Origin of the sequence: Pseudomonas sp. B707 (assembly GCF_022496685.1) — a bacterium.
GTDB classification, from domain to species: domain Bacteria; phylum Pseudomonadota; class Gammaproteobacteria; order Pseudomonadales; family Pseudomonadaceae; genus Aquipseudomonas; species Aquipseudomonas paraglycinae.
The window spans coordinates 12,952-26,722 of sequence record NZ_WTVE01000026.1; the positions used below are offsets into that span (position 1 = coordinate 12,952).

The 13,771-nt window shown below is 60.1% G+C and carries 11 protein-coding genes; 9 read left to right on the plus strand and 2 right to left on the minus strand.

Going from position 1 to position 13,771, the window contains the following annotated elements; genetic code table 11:
- Positions 1-122 precede the first annotated feature (122 nt).
- Positions 123-1,649 (plus strand): CoA-acylating methylmalonate-semialdehyde dehydrogenase, encoded by a 1,527-nt coding sequence (locus tag GQX66_RS14930; protein WP_011332335.1) that lies wholly within the window; start codon positions 123-125, stop codon positions 1,647-1,649.
- 9 nt (positions 1,650-1,658) lie between these two features.
- Positions 1,659-2,546, plus strand: a complete 888-nt coding sequence (mmsB, locus tag GQX66_RS14935) for a 3-hydroxyisobutyrate dehydrogenase (protein WP_085713193.1) — start codon at positions 1,659-1,661, stop codon at positions 2,544-2,546.
- Positions 2,547-2,640: 94 nt separating this feature from the next.
- On the opposite strand, the gene GQX66_RS14940 is transcribed toward mmsB, so the two are convergent.
- A complete protein-coding gene (locus GQX66_RS14940; protein WP_007953863.1) occupies positions 2,641-2,985 on the minus strand; it encodes a cupin domain-containing protein in 345 nt (114 codons plus the stop codon).
- A gap of 705 nt (positions 2,986-3,690) precedes the next feature.
- Here GQX66_RS14940 and GQX66_RS14945 point away from each other — a divergent pair.
- Genes GQX66_RS14945 through rfbA form a run of 5 tightly spaced genes read left to right on the plus strand, consistent with a single transcriptional unit; the run spans position 3,691 to position 10,071 of the window.
- Positions 3,691-4,521 carry a DapH/DapD/GlmU-related protein gene (locus GQX66_RS14945; protein ID WP_240869863.1) on the plus strand — a complete coding sequence of 277 codons (831 nt, stop codon included), beginning with the start codon at positions 3,691-3,693 and terminating at the stop codon, positions 4,519-4,521.
- Positions 4,518-5,768 (plus strand): hypothetical protein, encoded by a 1,251-nt coding sequence (locus tag GQX66_RS14950; protein WP_007953861.1) that lies wholly within the window; start codon positions 4,518-4,520, stop codon positions 5,766-5,768. The genes GQX66_RS14945 and GQX66_RS14950 overlap by 4 nt, the downstream gene beginning before the upstream one ends.
- A gap of 22 nt (positions 5,769-5,790) precedes the next feature.
- Positions 5,791-7,968: a prenyltransferase/squalene oxidase repeat-containing protein gene (locus tag GQX66_RS14955; RefSeq protein WP_240869864.1), complete on the plus strand. Its 2,178-nt coding sequence runs from the start codon at positions 5,791-5,793 to the stop codon at positions 7,966-7,968.
- A gap of 54 nt (positions 7,969-8,022) precedes the next feature.
- The gene (gene rfbB / locus GQX66_RS14960; RefSeq protein ID WP_240869865.1) at positions 8,023-9,105 is read left to right on the plus strand and encodes a dTDP-glucose 4,6-dehydratase; all 1,083 of its coding nucleotides are present in this window, start codon (positions 8,023-8,025) and stop codon (positions 9,103-9,105) included.
- Positions 9,106-9,147: 42 nt separating this feature from the next.
- Positions 9,148-10,071 carry a glucose-1-phosphate thymidylyltransferase RfbA gene (gene rfbA, locus GQX66_RS14965; protein WP_085746840.1) on the plus strand — a complete coding sequence of 308 codons (924 nt, stop codon included), beginning with the start codon at positions 9,148-9,150 and terminating at the stop codon, positions 10,069-10,071.
- Positions 10,072-10,107: 36 nt separating this feature from the next.
- Here the strand turns inward: rfbA and GQX66_RS14970 are convergent, their stop codons facing one another.
- Positions 10,108-11,244: an LLM class flavin-dependent oxidoreductase gene (locus tag GQX66_RS14970; RefSeq protein WP_240869866.1), complete on the minus strand. Its 1,137-nt coding sequence runs from the start codon at positions 11,242-11,244 to the stop codon at positions 10,108-10,110.
- Positions 11,245-11,369: 125 nt separating this feature from the next.
- Between GQX66_RS14970 and GQX66_RS14975 the strand changes: the two genes are divergently transcribed.
- Together GQX66_RS14975 and GQX66_RS14980 are read left to right on the plus strand one after the other, a co-directional pair.
- Positions 11,370-12,275 (plus strand): NAD(P)-dependent oxidoreductase, encoded by a 906-nt coding sequence (locus GQX66_RS14975; protein ID WP_276613516.1) that lies wholly within the window; start codon positions 11,370-11,372, stop codon positions 12,273-12,275.
- A gap of 231 nt (positions 12,276-12,506) precedes the next feature.
- A complete protein-coding gene (locus GQX66_RS14980) occupies positions 12,507-13,664 on the plus strand; it encodes an oxidoreductase (protein ID WP_240869873.1) in 1,158 nt (385 codons plus the stop codon).
- Positions 13,665-13,771: the final 107 nt, after the last annotated feature.

Here is a 13,771-nt window from a genome sequence, read left to right on the forward strand (position 1 = left end):
ATTAGAAGTTTGCACATCTATACTCCAAAAACAGTCCGACAACCAATTCGTGACACACGCCTCATCTCAAGGCGAACCTTTCGCCTTGGCTCCTAAGATAAAAACAAGTTCTGGAGACCAGCATGAACGCATCGCTTACGCCCAACGAAACCACGATCCAGAAGGTCAAGCTGCTGATCGACGGCGAGTGGGTCGAGTCGCAGACCACCGAGTGGCACGACATCGTCAACCCGGCGACCCAGCAGGTTCTGGCCAAGGTTCCGTTCGCCACCGCCGCTGAAGTCGACGCCGCCGTCAGCGCCGCACAGCGCGCCTTCCAGACCTGGAAACTGACCCCGATCGGCGCGCGCATGCGCATCATGCTCAAGCTGCAGGCGTTGATCCGTGAGCATTCCAAACGCATCGCCGTGGTGCTGAGCGCCGAGCAGGGCAAGACCATTGCCGATGCCGAAGGCGACATTTTCCGTGGCCTGGAAGTGGTCGAGCACGCCTGCTCCATCGGCAGCCTGCAAATGGGCGAGTTCGCCGAGAACGTGGCCGGCGGCGTCGACACCTACACCTTGCGCCAGCCGATCGGCGTTTGCGCCGGCATCACTCCGTTCAACTTCCCGGCAATGATTCCGCTGTGGATGTTCCCGATGGCCATCGCCTGCGGCAACACCTTCGTCCTCAAGCCATCCGAACAGGATCCGCTGTCGACCATGTTGCTGGTGGAACTGGCGATTGAAGCGGGCATTCCGGCCGGTGTTTTGAACGTCGTCCATGGTGGCAAGGACGTGGTCGATGGCCTTTGCACCCACAAGGACATCAAGGCGGTTTCGTTTGTCGGTTCGACCGCCGTCGGCACCCACGTTTATGACCTGGCCGGTAAGCATGGCAAGCGCGTGCAATCGATGATGGGCGCGAAGAACCACGCGGTGGTGCTGCCGGATGCCAATCGCGAGCAAGCGCTCAATGCGCTGGTCGGCGCCGGTTTCGGTGCGGCCGGTCAGCGTTGCATGGCCACCTCGGTGGTGGTGCTGGTGGGTGCGGCCAAACAATGGTTGCCGGATCTGAAAGCGCTGGCGCAGAAACTCAAGGTCAACGCCGGCAACGAGCCGGGCACCGATGTCGGTCCGGTCATTTCGAAAAAGGCCAAGGCGCGGATTCTCGATCTGATCGAAAGCGGCATCAAGGAAGGCGCCAAACTCGAGCTGGACGGTCGCGACATCAGCGTGCCGGGCTACGAGAAAGGCAACTTTGTCGGCCCGACCCTGTTCTCCGGGGTGACCACCGACATGCAGATCTACACCCAGGAAATCTTCGGCCCGGTGCTGGTGGTGCTGGAAGTCGACACCCTCGATCAGGCCATCGCGCTGGTCAACGCCAACCCATTCGGCAACGGCACCGGCCTGTTCACCCAGAGCGGTGCGGCGGCGCGTAAGTTCCAGACTGAAATCGACGTTGGCCAGGTCGGCATCAACATTCCGATTCCGGTGCCGGTGCCGTTCTTCAGCTTCACCGGTTCGCGTGGTTCGAAACTCGGCGACCTCGGCCCGTACGGCAAGCAAGTGGTGCAGTTCTACACCCAGACCAAAACGGTCACGGCGCGCTGGTTCGATGACGACAGCGTCAACGACGGCGTGAATACCACCATCAACCTGCGCTGAGGAATGGCCATGAAAATCGCATTTATCGGTCTGGGCAACATGGGCGCGCCGATGGCGCGCAACCTGATCAAGGCCGGGCATTCGCTGAATCTGGTGGACCTGAACAAAACCGTGCTGGCGGAACTCGAGCAACTGGGCGGCACTATCCGCGCTTCGGCTCGCGAGGCCGCTGAAGATGCAGAACTGGTGATCACCATGCTGCCGGCGGCGGTGCATGTGCGCAGCGTCTGGCTCGGTGAGGACGGTGTGCTGGCCGGGATCGGTAAAGGCGTGCCAGCAGTGGATTGCAGCACCATCGATCCGCAGACCGCACGCGATGTGGCAGCGGCGGCCGCCAAACAAGGCGTGGCCATGGCCGATGCACCGGTGTCCGGCGGTACTGGCGGCGCCACGGCCGGGACGCTGACCTTCATGGTCGGCGCCACTCCTGAACTGTTCGCCACCCTGCAACCGGTGCTGGCGCAGATGGGCCGCAACATCGTGCATTGCGGTGAGGTCGGCACCGGCCAGATCGCCAAGATCTGCAACAACCTGTTGCTCGCCATTTCGATGGTCGGCGTCAGCGAGGCGATGGCCCTGGGCGACGCGCTGGGGATCGACACCGGCGTGCTTGCCGGGATCATCAACAGCTCGACCGGGCGTTGCTGGAGTTCGGAAATGTACAACCCGTGGCCGGGGATCGTCGAAACGGCGCCGGCCTCGCGCGGTTACACCGGTGGCTTCGGCGCCGAGCTGATGCTCAAGGATCTGGGGCTGGCCACCGAAGCGGCGCGTCAGGCCCATCAGCCGGTGGTGCTGGGCGCGGTGGCGCAGCAGTTGTATCAGGCGATGAGTCAGCGCGGGGAAGGGGGTAAGGACTTCTCGGCGATCATCAACAGCTATCGCAAGCCGCAGTAATCGTCGTCAGGCCTGCGCTCGTCGCAGGTCTGCAATTCAGATGCAGTAGGTGTTGCCGGGAAATCACGTCGGGTGGTTTCCCGGCTTTTTTGTATCAGGCGAACACGAAATATTTGCGCACTGTCTCGACCACTTCCCAGGTGCCCTTCATGCCTGGCTCGACCACGAAGATGTCGCCAGCGCGCAGATGGATCGGCTCCATGCCGTCCGGGGTAATCACGCAGTAGCCTTCCTGGAAATGGCAGTACTCCCACTTCACGTAATCCACCCGCCACTTGCCCGGCGTGCAGATCCACGTGCCCATGATCTTGCTGCCGTCTTCGCTGGTGTAGGCGTTGAGGTTGACGGTGTGCGGGTCGCCCTCGAGTTTTTCCCATTTGCAGGCGTCGAGTACGGGCAGGGGATGGGTGTCGCGCAGAACGGTGATAGGTGCGGGCATGACGGCTCCAGGCCAAAGGGAGTTGGAGCCGTCACCGTAGCCTTCGCGGGTGCTGTTGGAATGTCTTGGGTCGACCTCCAGATGCCTGTAAGCGCTGAGGAGATCTGCGCATCTACCGAATTGCACCAACGCTGTGCATATAAGAAGGTTTTGGTACAAGCGTGCACCATAAAAGTTCAATCAATTTTTAGACTAAAACGAGATAACCATTCTGACACCTATTGCAAAACAAAATCGTCTGTACTATAACATTCGTACTAAAGAACTATTCCTCCAAAGGGAGCTTAACCTGAGTCACGGACAGACTTGAATCGGCTTTTTCTCATCTCGAAACTGACTTGGCTCTTGGCTCAAGTGTGAACTTCTACCTGTTGTTAATGAATAATGACAGTTGAATGAACCGGACAGTTAATAAGCGGCGCGGACGCAATGTCTCGCGTGCTTTGAGTTGAAGCCTTAAATAAACAGTTAATTATTATTTGTGCACTGGCGGATTTATATCTGCGGGATACGCACGCCTATCGAATTTTTATGTGCCCGGCATCAATGGAATGAGGCTTTATTGTGGACGACATAAACGTAATTGAAGTTTCGACGATTGTTGATAGTGCGAGTGAACTTGGCCGGCACGTCTGGGTGCGTGTCGGCAGTCGCCTGACACATGTGCAGATAAGCGATGACTGCTTCATCGGCTTCAGGTGCGATTTGCGGTATGCGTCCATCGGCAAATCCAGCATGTTCGCCACCGGCGCCCAGTGCCTGGGGACGGCGCAGTCTCCGGTTCGGATTGCCGAAAACGTCTGGCTGGGCGCAAAGGCCACCGTGGCCGCCGGTGTTTCCATCGGTGCCGGGGCCGTGGTGGCGGCTGGCGCGTTGGTGACAGCGGATGTGCCGCCGGACGCAATCGTCGTCGGTCGTCCGGCGCGGGTCATTGCCCGGCGCACCGTGGTCGAGGACGGCCGGCCGAGCCCGGAACCGGTGCTGGCCAAAGTCCGGGACCGGGCGCGCCAAGGCTTGCCGTCAATGCTCGATCGGTCCACGCAGTCGGTCGCGCGGCTCAAGTCGCTGAACCCCGACACCCAGACCTGGGACATCAGCGACGACGCCCTGATCGATGCCGAATTGCGCGGCGGGGCGTCGGTGGAAATCGCCCGGGACTGCATCCTGATCGGGCGCAGCAGCCGTCAGGGCGGCATGTCACAACTGGGTGGCATCGAATTGGGCACCGGCGCGCGACTGGCTGCCGGTGTGGTTATCGAGGCGGCCGGCGGCGTATCCGTCGGTGCTTTCAGCGAGTTGTCCGAGGGGGTCACGATCGTTGCCTCCACTCATGATCATTCATTCCGCTCACTGCCCTGGGAGGAGGCACCGGTGCGCATTGGAAGTCGTTGCGTTATTGGCGAGGGCGCCATCTTGGTAGGTCCACTGAATATTGGTGACGGTGCCGTTATCAAACCGTACTCGGTGGTTATAAGGGATGTATTGGAAAACACTGTGGTTCATGGCGTTGTTCAACTAATGGAGATTCAGGAATGATTTTATTTGCCCCCAATCCAACCGGTTCCGGTCACAACATGCGCGCGCTGTCCATCGCGCAGGCGATCAAGAAACAGCGTCCGGACATGCCACTGACTGTGGCACTGGCTTCCTTGCAGCCAACCTTCACGCCGATGTTCGAAAAGTCTGGCGTAGAAGTTGTGGATATTGCCGGACGTTTGGTCGATTACTCGAAAAAGAGCAACTTGTCGAAAGAACTCGACTGGAATAATTACATCGGCGGATATATCGCCAATACCTTCTTGTCCGGCGAGCGGATTCTGTCTTACCTGGCCCTGATCGCCGAGTACAAACCGACCGCTCTGGTGTCGGACTACAACATGGCCGCCTGCCTGGCCGCGATTTTCAGCGGTACGCCGCTGGTGTTCGTCACCGAGCGCTACGACTTCACCCTGTGCCAGCTCGAAGACCATGATCTGGCCGACGGCGGTTTCGAAGTCAACGCGCTGGAAATGGCCCGGGCCCGCACCGCGCTGCACAGCCAGTTCAACTGGATGATCAATCAGAGCCAACTGGTGCTGACCGACAAACCGTACGTGGCTTCCCTCGATCAGGGCACGCCGGTGGCCGAAGCGCTGGTCAGCGGCAAGGCGCATTTTGTCGGCCCGATGATCCGCGACATCAATGTGCAGACCGGCTTGAACGTGCGCGAGCAACTGAACCTCGGCGACTCGCCGTTCATTGTGGCTTCGATCAGCGGCACCACGATGTTTGCCCAGAACAAGGATGCGCTGCTCGCTGCGTATCTGGACAGCTTCAAGATCCTGCGCGAGCGCAATCCGGAACTGAAACTGGTGTTGCTCGGCCGTCAGGATATCCAGGCTCAGGACGGCGTCGTCTGCGTGCCGTACTACCCGGACTGGATGGGCCTGCTGCGCGAAGCCAGCCTGCTGATTTCGGCGCCGGGCTGGATCACCGTAACGGAAATCGCCGCACTGCAGATTCCGACGCTGTTCGTGCTGCCGTCCAAATCCGAGTACCACGAACTCGAGGCGCTGCGCCGTCTGGAGCTGCTGGGTTTCCCGACGCATCTGGGCCACGACCGCGATGCGATCGTCGAACTGATCCAGGGCGAACTGGAAAAAGACACCGACGCTTCGACCTATTACGCACCGCATCAGCAAGTGGCCGCACCGGATGGCGAAGGTGCCGCCCGCGCCGCGACGCGCATCATCGAGTTGTGCCAGGGCAGCGTTGTGTCGTTGACCGAAAGCAAAGCCGCTTAACCTCAAGGAAGAGGGATTCACCATGTCACTGCATCCGCAGTTTCTATTTGATCAAGGCCTCAAGGACATCGACCACGGCGGTTTTTTCGCCGTGACCGATGCCAGTGGCGAGGTTGCGATTTCCAGCGACAAGCAGTTGCAGGATCAGGTCGCGGCGACGCTCTACCAGGCTGAACACGGCGACGATGTCGAACTGCGTTTTGCCCATGACGGGCTGATGCGTTTGCACGATGCGTCGAATGGCGGTTTCCACGAACTGGCCGACCGCTACTGGACGCCGCACGGCTCCGGACGCTGCCGCACGCTGGCGCTGCAACTGGACGCGCTGGCGGCGTTGATTGCCTATCAGCGCCGGGTGCCGCAGGACGCGGCGAACAATGCTGCGATCCACGGCCTGCTGGAAAAGGTCGAAGCGCTCTACGCCCGTTCCACGGTCGCCGGTCTGTACAGCAGCGACTGGTCGACTCCGCTGGAGCTCGCGACCTCGATCGATCTCGACATCAGTGCCACGGCCTTGTTGGCGCGTATCGACAATCAGCCGTTGGGTCTCGGCTTGGTCGGGCACTTGCAGATTCATGCGGAAAACCTGATCGGCCGGGTGGCCGGCAGCGACAGTCAATCCTGTGTCGATGTGGCGCTGACCCGTTGCGGTGTGCGGGCTCAGGTCAGTCTGGTGCTGGCGCAACTGGCTGACGCGCGCGACGATAATGCGTTGTCGAATCTGGCCCGTTCGTTCCTGCTGCAAACCCTGGCGCTGTTCCGCGATCCGGCGTACGGCGGGTATTGGGATCGGGTCGGGATCAACGGCAAAGTGCGTTGCGACTGGCACACCTCGTACAAACATCACGAGTCGCCATTTCCGATCAAGACTGCCTACGACGTGGCGTTGCTGTTGCAGGCGATTCAAGCCTTGCCGTCCGGCGCGAGCGAAGCCGACCGGGCTTCGGTGACGGCAGCGTTGCTGGAGTTTCACGACGCCCGCAATGGCGGGCTGTTCATGGGCAAGGGCTATTTCTGGTCGACGCCGGATGACCCGACCGTGCCATTCATTCGGCAGTTCTGGGCGCCGCCGCGTCAGCCGGGGATCTTCAGCATCGGCAACCTGACGTACCTGCCGTTGCACCTGAAAAGCCTGAAAACCCAGCTCGCCGCCGCCCACGCCTTGCAGTCCATCGAACCGGCCGCTGCCGTCACTCATCATGACGATGCGGCGTTGGTAAACCGTGAGCTGCAAGTGATCGATGGCGGTGGTGATGTGCAGCGCATTCATCCGAATGGCGTGCCGACCATCAATGTCGATCTGCAGCGTTATCTGGCTTGGCTGGCCAAGGCTCGGGCATCGAATGAAACGCCTTACGGGCTGACTGCCGAAACCGCGCCACTGGGGTTCCGTGCCGACAAGACCTGGCAGGTGTTCTCCGGGTTGCACGTGATCTCGGACTTGCATGCGCTGGGTCTGCAAATCGAAAACAAGGCCAGCCTGATCGATTGCATCAGGGCTTCACAAAACACCGACGGTGGATTTGCCGAGCAACCGGGGCATCTGAGCGATGTGTTCGCGACCTACTGCGCGGTGCTGTCGCTGCGAGTGCTGGGCGCGTTGCCGAACGATATCGGCGGTTGCGTGCGTTACCTGCAAGCGTGTCAGAACCCCGATGGCGGGTTCGGCGATGTGCCGGGTTTCAGCTCGGACATCTGGCACACCAACCTGGCGGTGCTGTCGCTGCATGCCCTTGAAGCCAAGGCGCCGGACGAGCAGGGCGTGATGGCGTTCGCCTTGCGCTGCCGCTCGGCCGATGGCGGTTTCGCCAACAAACCCGGGTATCCGCCGGACGCCTTTTCGGTGTACCGCGTGGTGTCGACGCTGTTCATTCTCAACCGACGCATCGTCGATGCCGAACAGACCGTCGCCTGGCTGCAAAAGCTGCAGCTGGCCAACGGCTCGTTCCACTACCGGCCGGGCAAAGCGGTCAGTCTGGTGGGTACTTACATGGCCATCGCAGCAATGTATCTGCTCGACGCGCAGCCGACGTATTTGCAGGAATCGAAAGACTGGATCGCTGCCCATCAGAAGCAGGACGGTGGTTTCGGCCCGCTCAACGCAACCTCGGCAACCACTGACGAAAGCTTCGTCTGCATCCAGACGCTGCTGATTCTCGAACAAGGGCTGTCGCCATACTGGGTTGCATTGTTGAACTGACCCGCACACAGCATCGAAGGACGTTCAATCATCATTTTGCCAGGGGAGGCGCTGATGAAAATTTTAGTGACAGGGGGCGCGGGCTTCATTGGCTCGGCCGTGGTGCGGTTTCTGATTGAAGAGACCGAATGTGAAGTGATCAACGTCGACAAACTGACCTACGCCGGCAACCTTGAATCGCTGGCCGATGTGTCCGATTCGCCGCGTTACCGTTTCTGCCAGGTCGACATCTGCGACAAGCCGGCGCTGGACGAACTGTTCGCGCGCCTGCAACCGGATGCGGTGATGCACCTGGCCGCCGAGTCCCACGTGGACCGCTCGATCGATGGCCCGCAAGCCTTCATCGAAACCAACATCGTCGGCACCTACACGATGCTCGAAGCGGCGCGTGGTTACTGGAACCGACTGGACGCGGCGCGACAGGCGGCGTTCCGTTTCCATCACATTTCCACCGATGAAGTGTATGGCGACCTGGAACCCGAAGATCCGGCGTTCACCGAGCGCACGCCGTATGCGCCCAGTTCGCCGTACTCGGCGACCAAGGCCGGTTCCGATCATCTGGTCCGCGCCTGGCATCGCACCTTTGGCCTGCCGGTGGTGATGAGCAATTGCTCGAACAATTACGGGCCGTATCACTTCCCGGAAAAACTGATTCCTCACGTCATTCTCAATGCGCTGCAAGGCAAGCCGTTGCCGGTGTACGGCGATGGCGCACAAATCCGCGACTGGCTGTTCGTCGAAGATCACGCCCGCGCCCTGTACGCGGTGGTCACGCGCGGTGAGGTCGGGCAGACCTACAACATCGGCGGCCACAACGAGAAGACCAACCTGGAAGTGGTGCAAACCCTGTGCGATTTGCTTGAGGCACGCGGCGCGGAAAAGCCGGCGGGTGTTGCTCACTTCCGCGATCTGATCACCTTCGTCAAGGATCGTCCGGGCCACGACAAACGCTATGCCGTCGATGCCGGGAAAATCCACGCAACGCTGGGCTGGACCCCGCAGGAAACCTTCGAAAGCGGCATGAAGAAAACCGTCGACTGGTACCTCGACAACCGCGCCTGGTGGCTGCGGGTGATGTCCGGTGCCTACGCGCTGGAGCGCCTCGGCGAACAACGCGACGAAGCCCTTGTGGCTTGAATACACACTCATTCAAAACCAATTGCTTAAAAGGAAATTAGCATGGCCAAGTACAAAGGAATTCTGCTGGCGGGCGGCGCCGGTTCGCGTCTGCACCCGATCACCCTGGGCGTCTCGAAACAGTCGCTGCCGGTGTATGACAAACCGATGATCTACTACCCGCTGTCGGTGCTGATGCTGGCGGAAATCCGCGAGATCCTGATCATCTCCACCCCGGAAGATCTGCCGGGCTTCCAGCGCATGCTTGGCGACGGCAGTCAGTTGGGCCTGAGCCTGAGCTACGCGGTACAACCGAGCCCGGACGGTCTCGCTCAAGCGTTCATCATCGGTCGCGAATTCGTCGGTGAAGACAACGTCTGCCTGGTGCTCGGCGACAACATTTTCTACGGCGCCGGCTTCGGCGAAACCCTGCTGCTAGCGGCGGCGCGTGATGAAGGCGCTACGGTGTTCGGTTACTACGTGGCCGATCCCGAGCGCTTTGGCGTGGTGGAATTCGATGCTGCCGGCAAGGCCTTGAGCATCTGCGAAAAACCGAGCGATCCGAAGTCCAACTATGCCGTCACCGGCCTGTATTTCTACGACAACGAAGTGCTGAAGATTGCCGCCGACATCAAGCCATCGCCGCGAGGTGAACTGGAGATTACCGATGTCAACAACGTCTATCTGCAACGCGGGAAATTGAACGTATCGGTGATGGGGCGTGGGATGGCCTGGCTGGATACCGGAACCCACGATGCGTTGATTGAGGCCGGCAATTTCGTGCAGGCCATCGAGAAACGCCAGGGCCTGAAAATCGCCTGCCTCGAAGAGATCGCCTACAACAAGGGCTGGATCGACGACGCGCAATTGCTGGTGCACGCGGGCAGCATGAGCAAGACCGGTTACGGTCAGTATCTGGCGCGTTTGATCCACGATGACGTGGTGGTGGCGATGGATGCGCAGCGCCCGTTGAAAGGCGCTGCCTGATCAAGTGTGGGAGCGAGCGTGCTCGCTCCCACAGGTTCAGTGGCCGGTCACGCTGTCGAGTTGTGCAGCTTTGGCCGTGGCGTGCGGATCGGCCGACAGGGTTTGCAACCGGGCCAGGCGATTGGCATGTGTCGGCGCTTCGGCCGCCAGCGGCGAGCGGCGTTTGCGGGTTTCTTCACGCAACACCGGCAACACTTCCTTGCCGAACATGTCGAGTTGTTCCAGCACGGTCTTCAGCGGAATGCCGCCATGGTCGAACAGGAACAGCTGGCGCTGATAGTCGCCGAAGTACTCGCGGAAGGTCAGGGTCTTGTCGATGATTTCCTGAGGGCTGCCGACGGCCAGCGGGGTCATTTCCATGAACTCTTCCAGAGATGGACCGTGGCCATACACCGGGGCGTTGTCGAAGTAGGGACGGAATTCCCGGCGCGCATCCTGCGAGTTGCGGCGCATGAAAATATGCCCGCCGAGACCGACGATCGCCTGCTCCGGCGTGCCGTGACCGTAATGGGCAAACCGCGCGCGGTAGAACTCGACCAGCGCCATGAAATGCTCACGGGGCCAGAGGATGTGGCTGGCGAAAAAACCGTCGCCGTAATACGCGGCCTGCTCGGCGATTTCCGGGGTGCGGATCGAGCCGTGCCAGACGAAGGGCGGCAGGTCATCGAGGGGCCTCGGGATCGAGGTGAAGTTTTTCAGCGGAGTGCGAAAGCGTCCACTCCAGTTGAGGTCTTCTTCGCGCCAGAGCCGGTGCAGCAGGCGATAGTTTTCCATCGCCAGTGGCAGACCGTCGGCGATGCTCTTGCCGAACCAGGGATAGACCGGCGCGGTGTTGCCCCGGCCGAGCATCAGGTCCATACGGCCGCCGCAGAGGTTTTGCAGCAGCGAATATTCTTCGGCCAGACGCACCGGATCGTTGGTGCTGATCAGGGTGGTAGACGTCGAGAGAATGATGCGTTGGGTCTTGGCTGCGATGTAAGCCAGCAGCGTGGTGGGAGAGGAGGTGATGAACGGGGGATTGTGGTGCTCGCCGGTGGCGAACACGTCCAGCCCGATGTCTTCGGCCTTCTGCGCAATTTGCAGGGTGGCCTGGATGCGCTCGGATTCGTTGGGGGTACGGGCGTTGGTAGGGTCTTGTGTGACGTCGCCAACGGTGTAGATCCCGAATTGCATAAAGCCTCCTTGCCTTGGGTAAAGGTGTGTTTGAAACCCTTGCCGCGAAGAATGAATCGTCGCGGCACTTGAAATGTACGCCTGTACACGTACAATCGCAATTCTGCATCATCGTCTGAACGGCTTTGAACACCTCATCGAGAGAGGAACGCGACATGGAACTGGGATTTATCGGTCTGGGCACGATGGGCGCACCGATGGTGCTGAACCTGCTGAAAGCCGGGCATCGGGTCCGCGTGTGGAATCGTTCGTCGGCACCGCTGGAAGCACTGGCCAAGGCCGGCGCCGAACCTGTCGAGACACCGGCGCTGGCGGCGAAGGCCGAGGTGCTGATTTCCATGCTCGGCGATGACACGGCTATCCGCTCGGTGTTCTTCGACGCCAAGGCCATGGACGGTCTGCAGGCCGGCAGCGTGCACGTCAACATGTCCACGGTGTCCGTGGCGCTGGCCAGAGAACTGGCGACCGTGCATGAAGCACGCGGCGTCGGTTACGTGTCGGCACCGGTGCTGGGGCGAGTCGATGTGGCGGCCGCTGGCAATCTGAACATTCTCGCCTCCGGGCCCGCCGAAGCACTGGCCCGGGTACAGCCGCTGTTCGACGTGCTGGGGCGCAAGACCTGGACGCTCGGCGACACGGCTGAAGTGGCTTGCGCCGCCAAACTGTCGGCCAATCTGATGATCGCTTCGGCGATCGAATCCATGGCCGAAGCCTCGACCCTGGCCGGCGGGTACGGCATCAATCGCGAGGCGTTCATCGAGATGATCACCTCGACCCTGTTTGCCGTGCCGGTCTATCAGGGCTACGGCAAGCTGATGGTCGATGAGAAATTCGAGCCGGCGGGTTTCAAGTTGTCGCTGGGTCTCAAGGATGTACGCCTGGCGCTGGAGGCCGGTGAAGCGGCGCAGGTGCCGCTGCCGTTTGCCAGCGTGTTGAAGGACAACCTGCTGGACGGCATGGCCCATGGTCAGGCCGATCAGGACTGGGCCTCACTGTCGAAAGTCAGTGATCGGCGTGCCGGCGTGAAGTAATCCAAAAGTTTCAAGCAACGTAACTTGTGCGCAAGTTACGTTGGCCTATTGCGCCTTGCGTTATTGTCGGACAGTGATTGCTCTTTTATTGGGAAATGAAAGAAGTCTGATAATAGTGCTTGTCAAATGTACGACTGTAGACGTACATTTTTATCGGGGTTTAACAACAATAAAAAGTTCTGTCTGTTTTTTCGTCTGCTGATCGTAAATAAATAATAGCTAGGAGCCGTTATGAAAAATCTAATGCAATGGAACAGCCTTCCCTCCGAATCCAATGAATGGCTCGAGAAGGTGCGTGCACTGAATCCGCTGATTATTCAGCACCGCGATTACAGCGAGCAGACCAACGCGACGCACAAGGATGTGATGTCCCGATTCTTCAAGGAAGGTTTTGGCCGCACCTCGGTGTCCAAGGCGTTTGGCGGGTCCCAGGTCGATATCCAGACCACCTCGGCCCTGCTGCTGGAATTCGCCCGGTTTGACGCTTCGCTGTCCTGGCAGCTGGCGGTGCAAGTGGCGATGGGGCGCCTGTCGGATTACCTGCCGGAAGCCACTTCCGAAGCGATCTACAACCACTGCGACGGTTTCGTGATCGGCGCCATCCACTCCGGTGGCGAAGCGCTGCCGATGGGCGACGAGTACCTGCTGAGCGGCAAATGGGCGTTCGCCAGCGGCTCGGCCCACGCCGACTGGCTGGTCTGCACCGCCACAGTCAAGGGCACTGAAAACAACACCACTCCGGAAGTGCGGATGTTCTTCGTGCCCGCCAGCCAGTGCACCATCCTGCCGACCTGGGACACCCTGGGCATGCGCGGCACCGGCAGCCATCACTTCCAGTGCTCCAGCGTGATCGTCCACAAGTCTTTCTCGCTGGATGTCGAAACCCTCAAGCAATCCCCCGAAGCGCGCAGCTCCCGGGCCTATGCCACCGGTTACTACGAGTTCGGCACCCTGGCGGCGATGTCCACCGTGCTCGGCGTGGCCCGGGCTGCGGTCGATCACTTCCGCAATGACCGCGCCGTGAACACCGACCCGGGCCTGGAAGGGGTGATCTTCGAGAAGACCGGTCGCGCCATCTCCGCGGTACACACCGCACAACTGCTGCTGGAAGATGCTATCCATCAGGTGATCAACCGGGGTGAAACCATCGGCGAACCGGTCAGCGCCCGCGTCGGCCTGGCAGCCTCGGTGCTGACCGAGAACTCGGTCAATGCGGTCAACCAGATCTACTCGATGGCCGGTTCCAAAGCCGTCTACAAGTCGCACTTTCTGGAGCGTTGCTTCCGCGATATCCACACCGGTTCGAAACACTTCACCCTTTCGCCTTTGAACTTGCACGGTATCGGCAAGTATTACCTGGATAAAACCAACGTACTGGCCGCGGCGTAACAACGGATAAATAAAGCGGGCGCGTTTACAAGTGAAAGTTCACAAGGATCGATAACGCGCCCGCCTTAAGTTGCACCTTTATTTTCTTAAAACTCAAACTTTTGTGC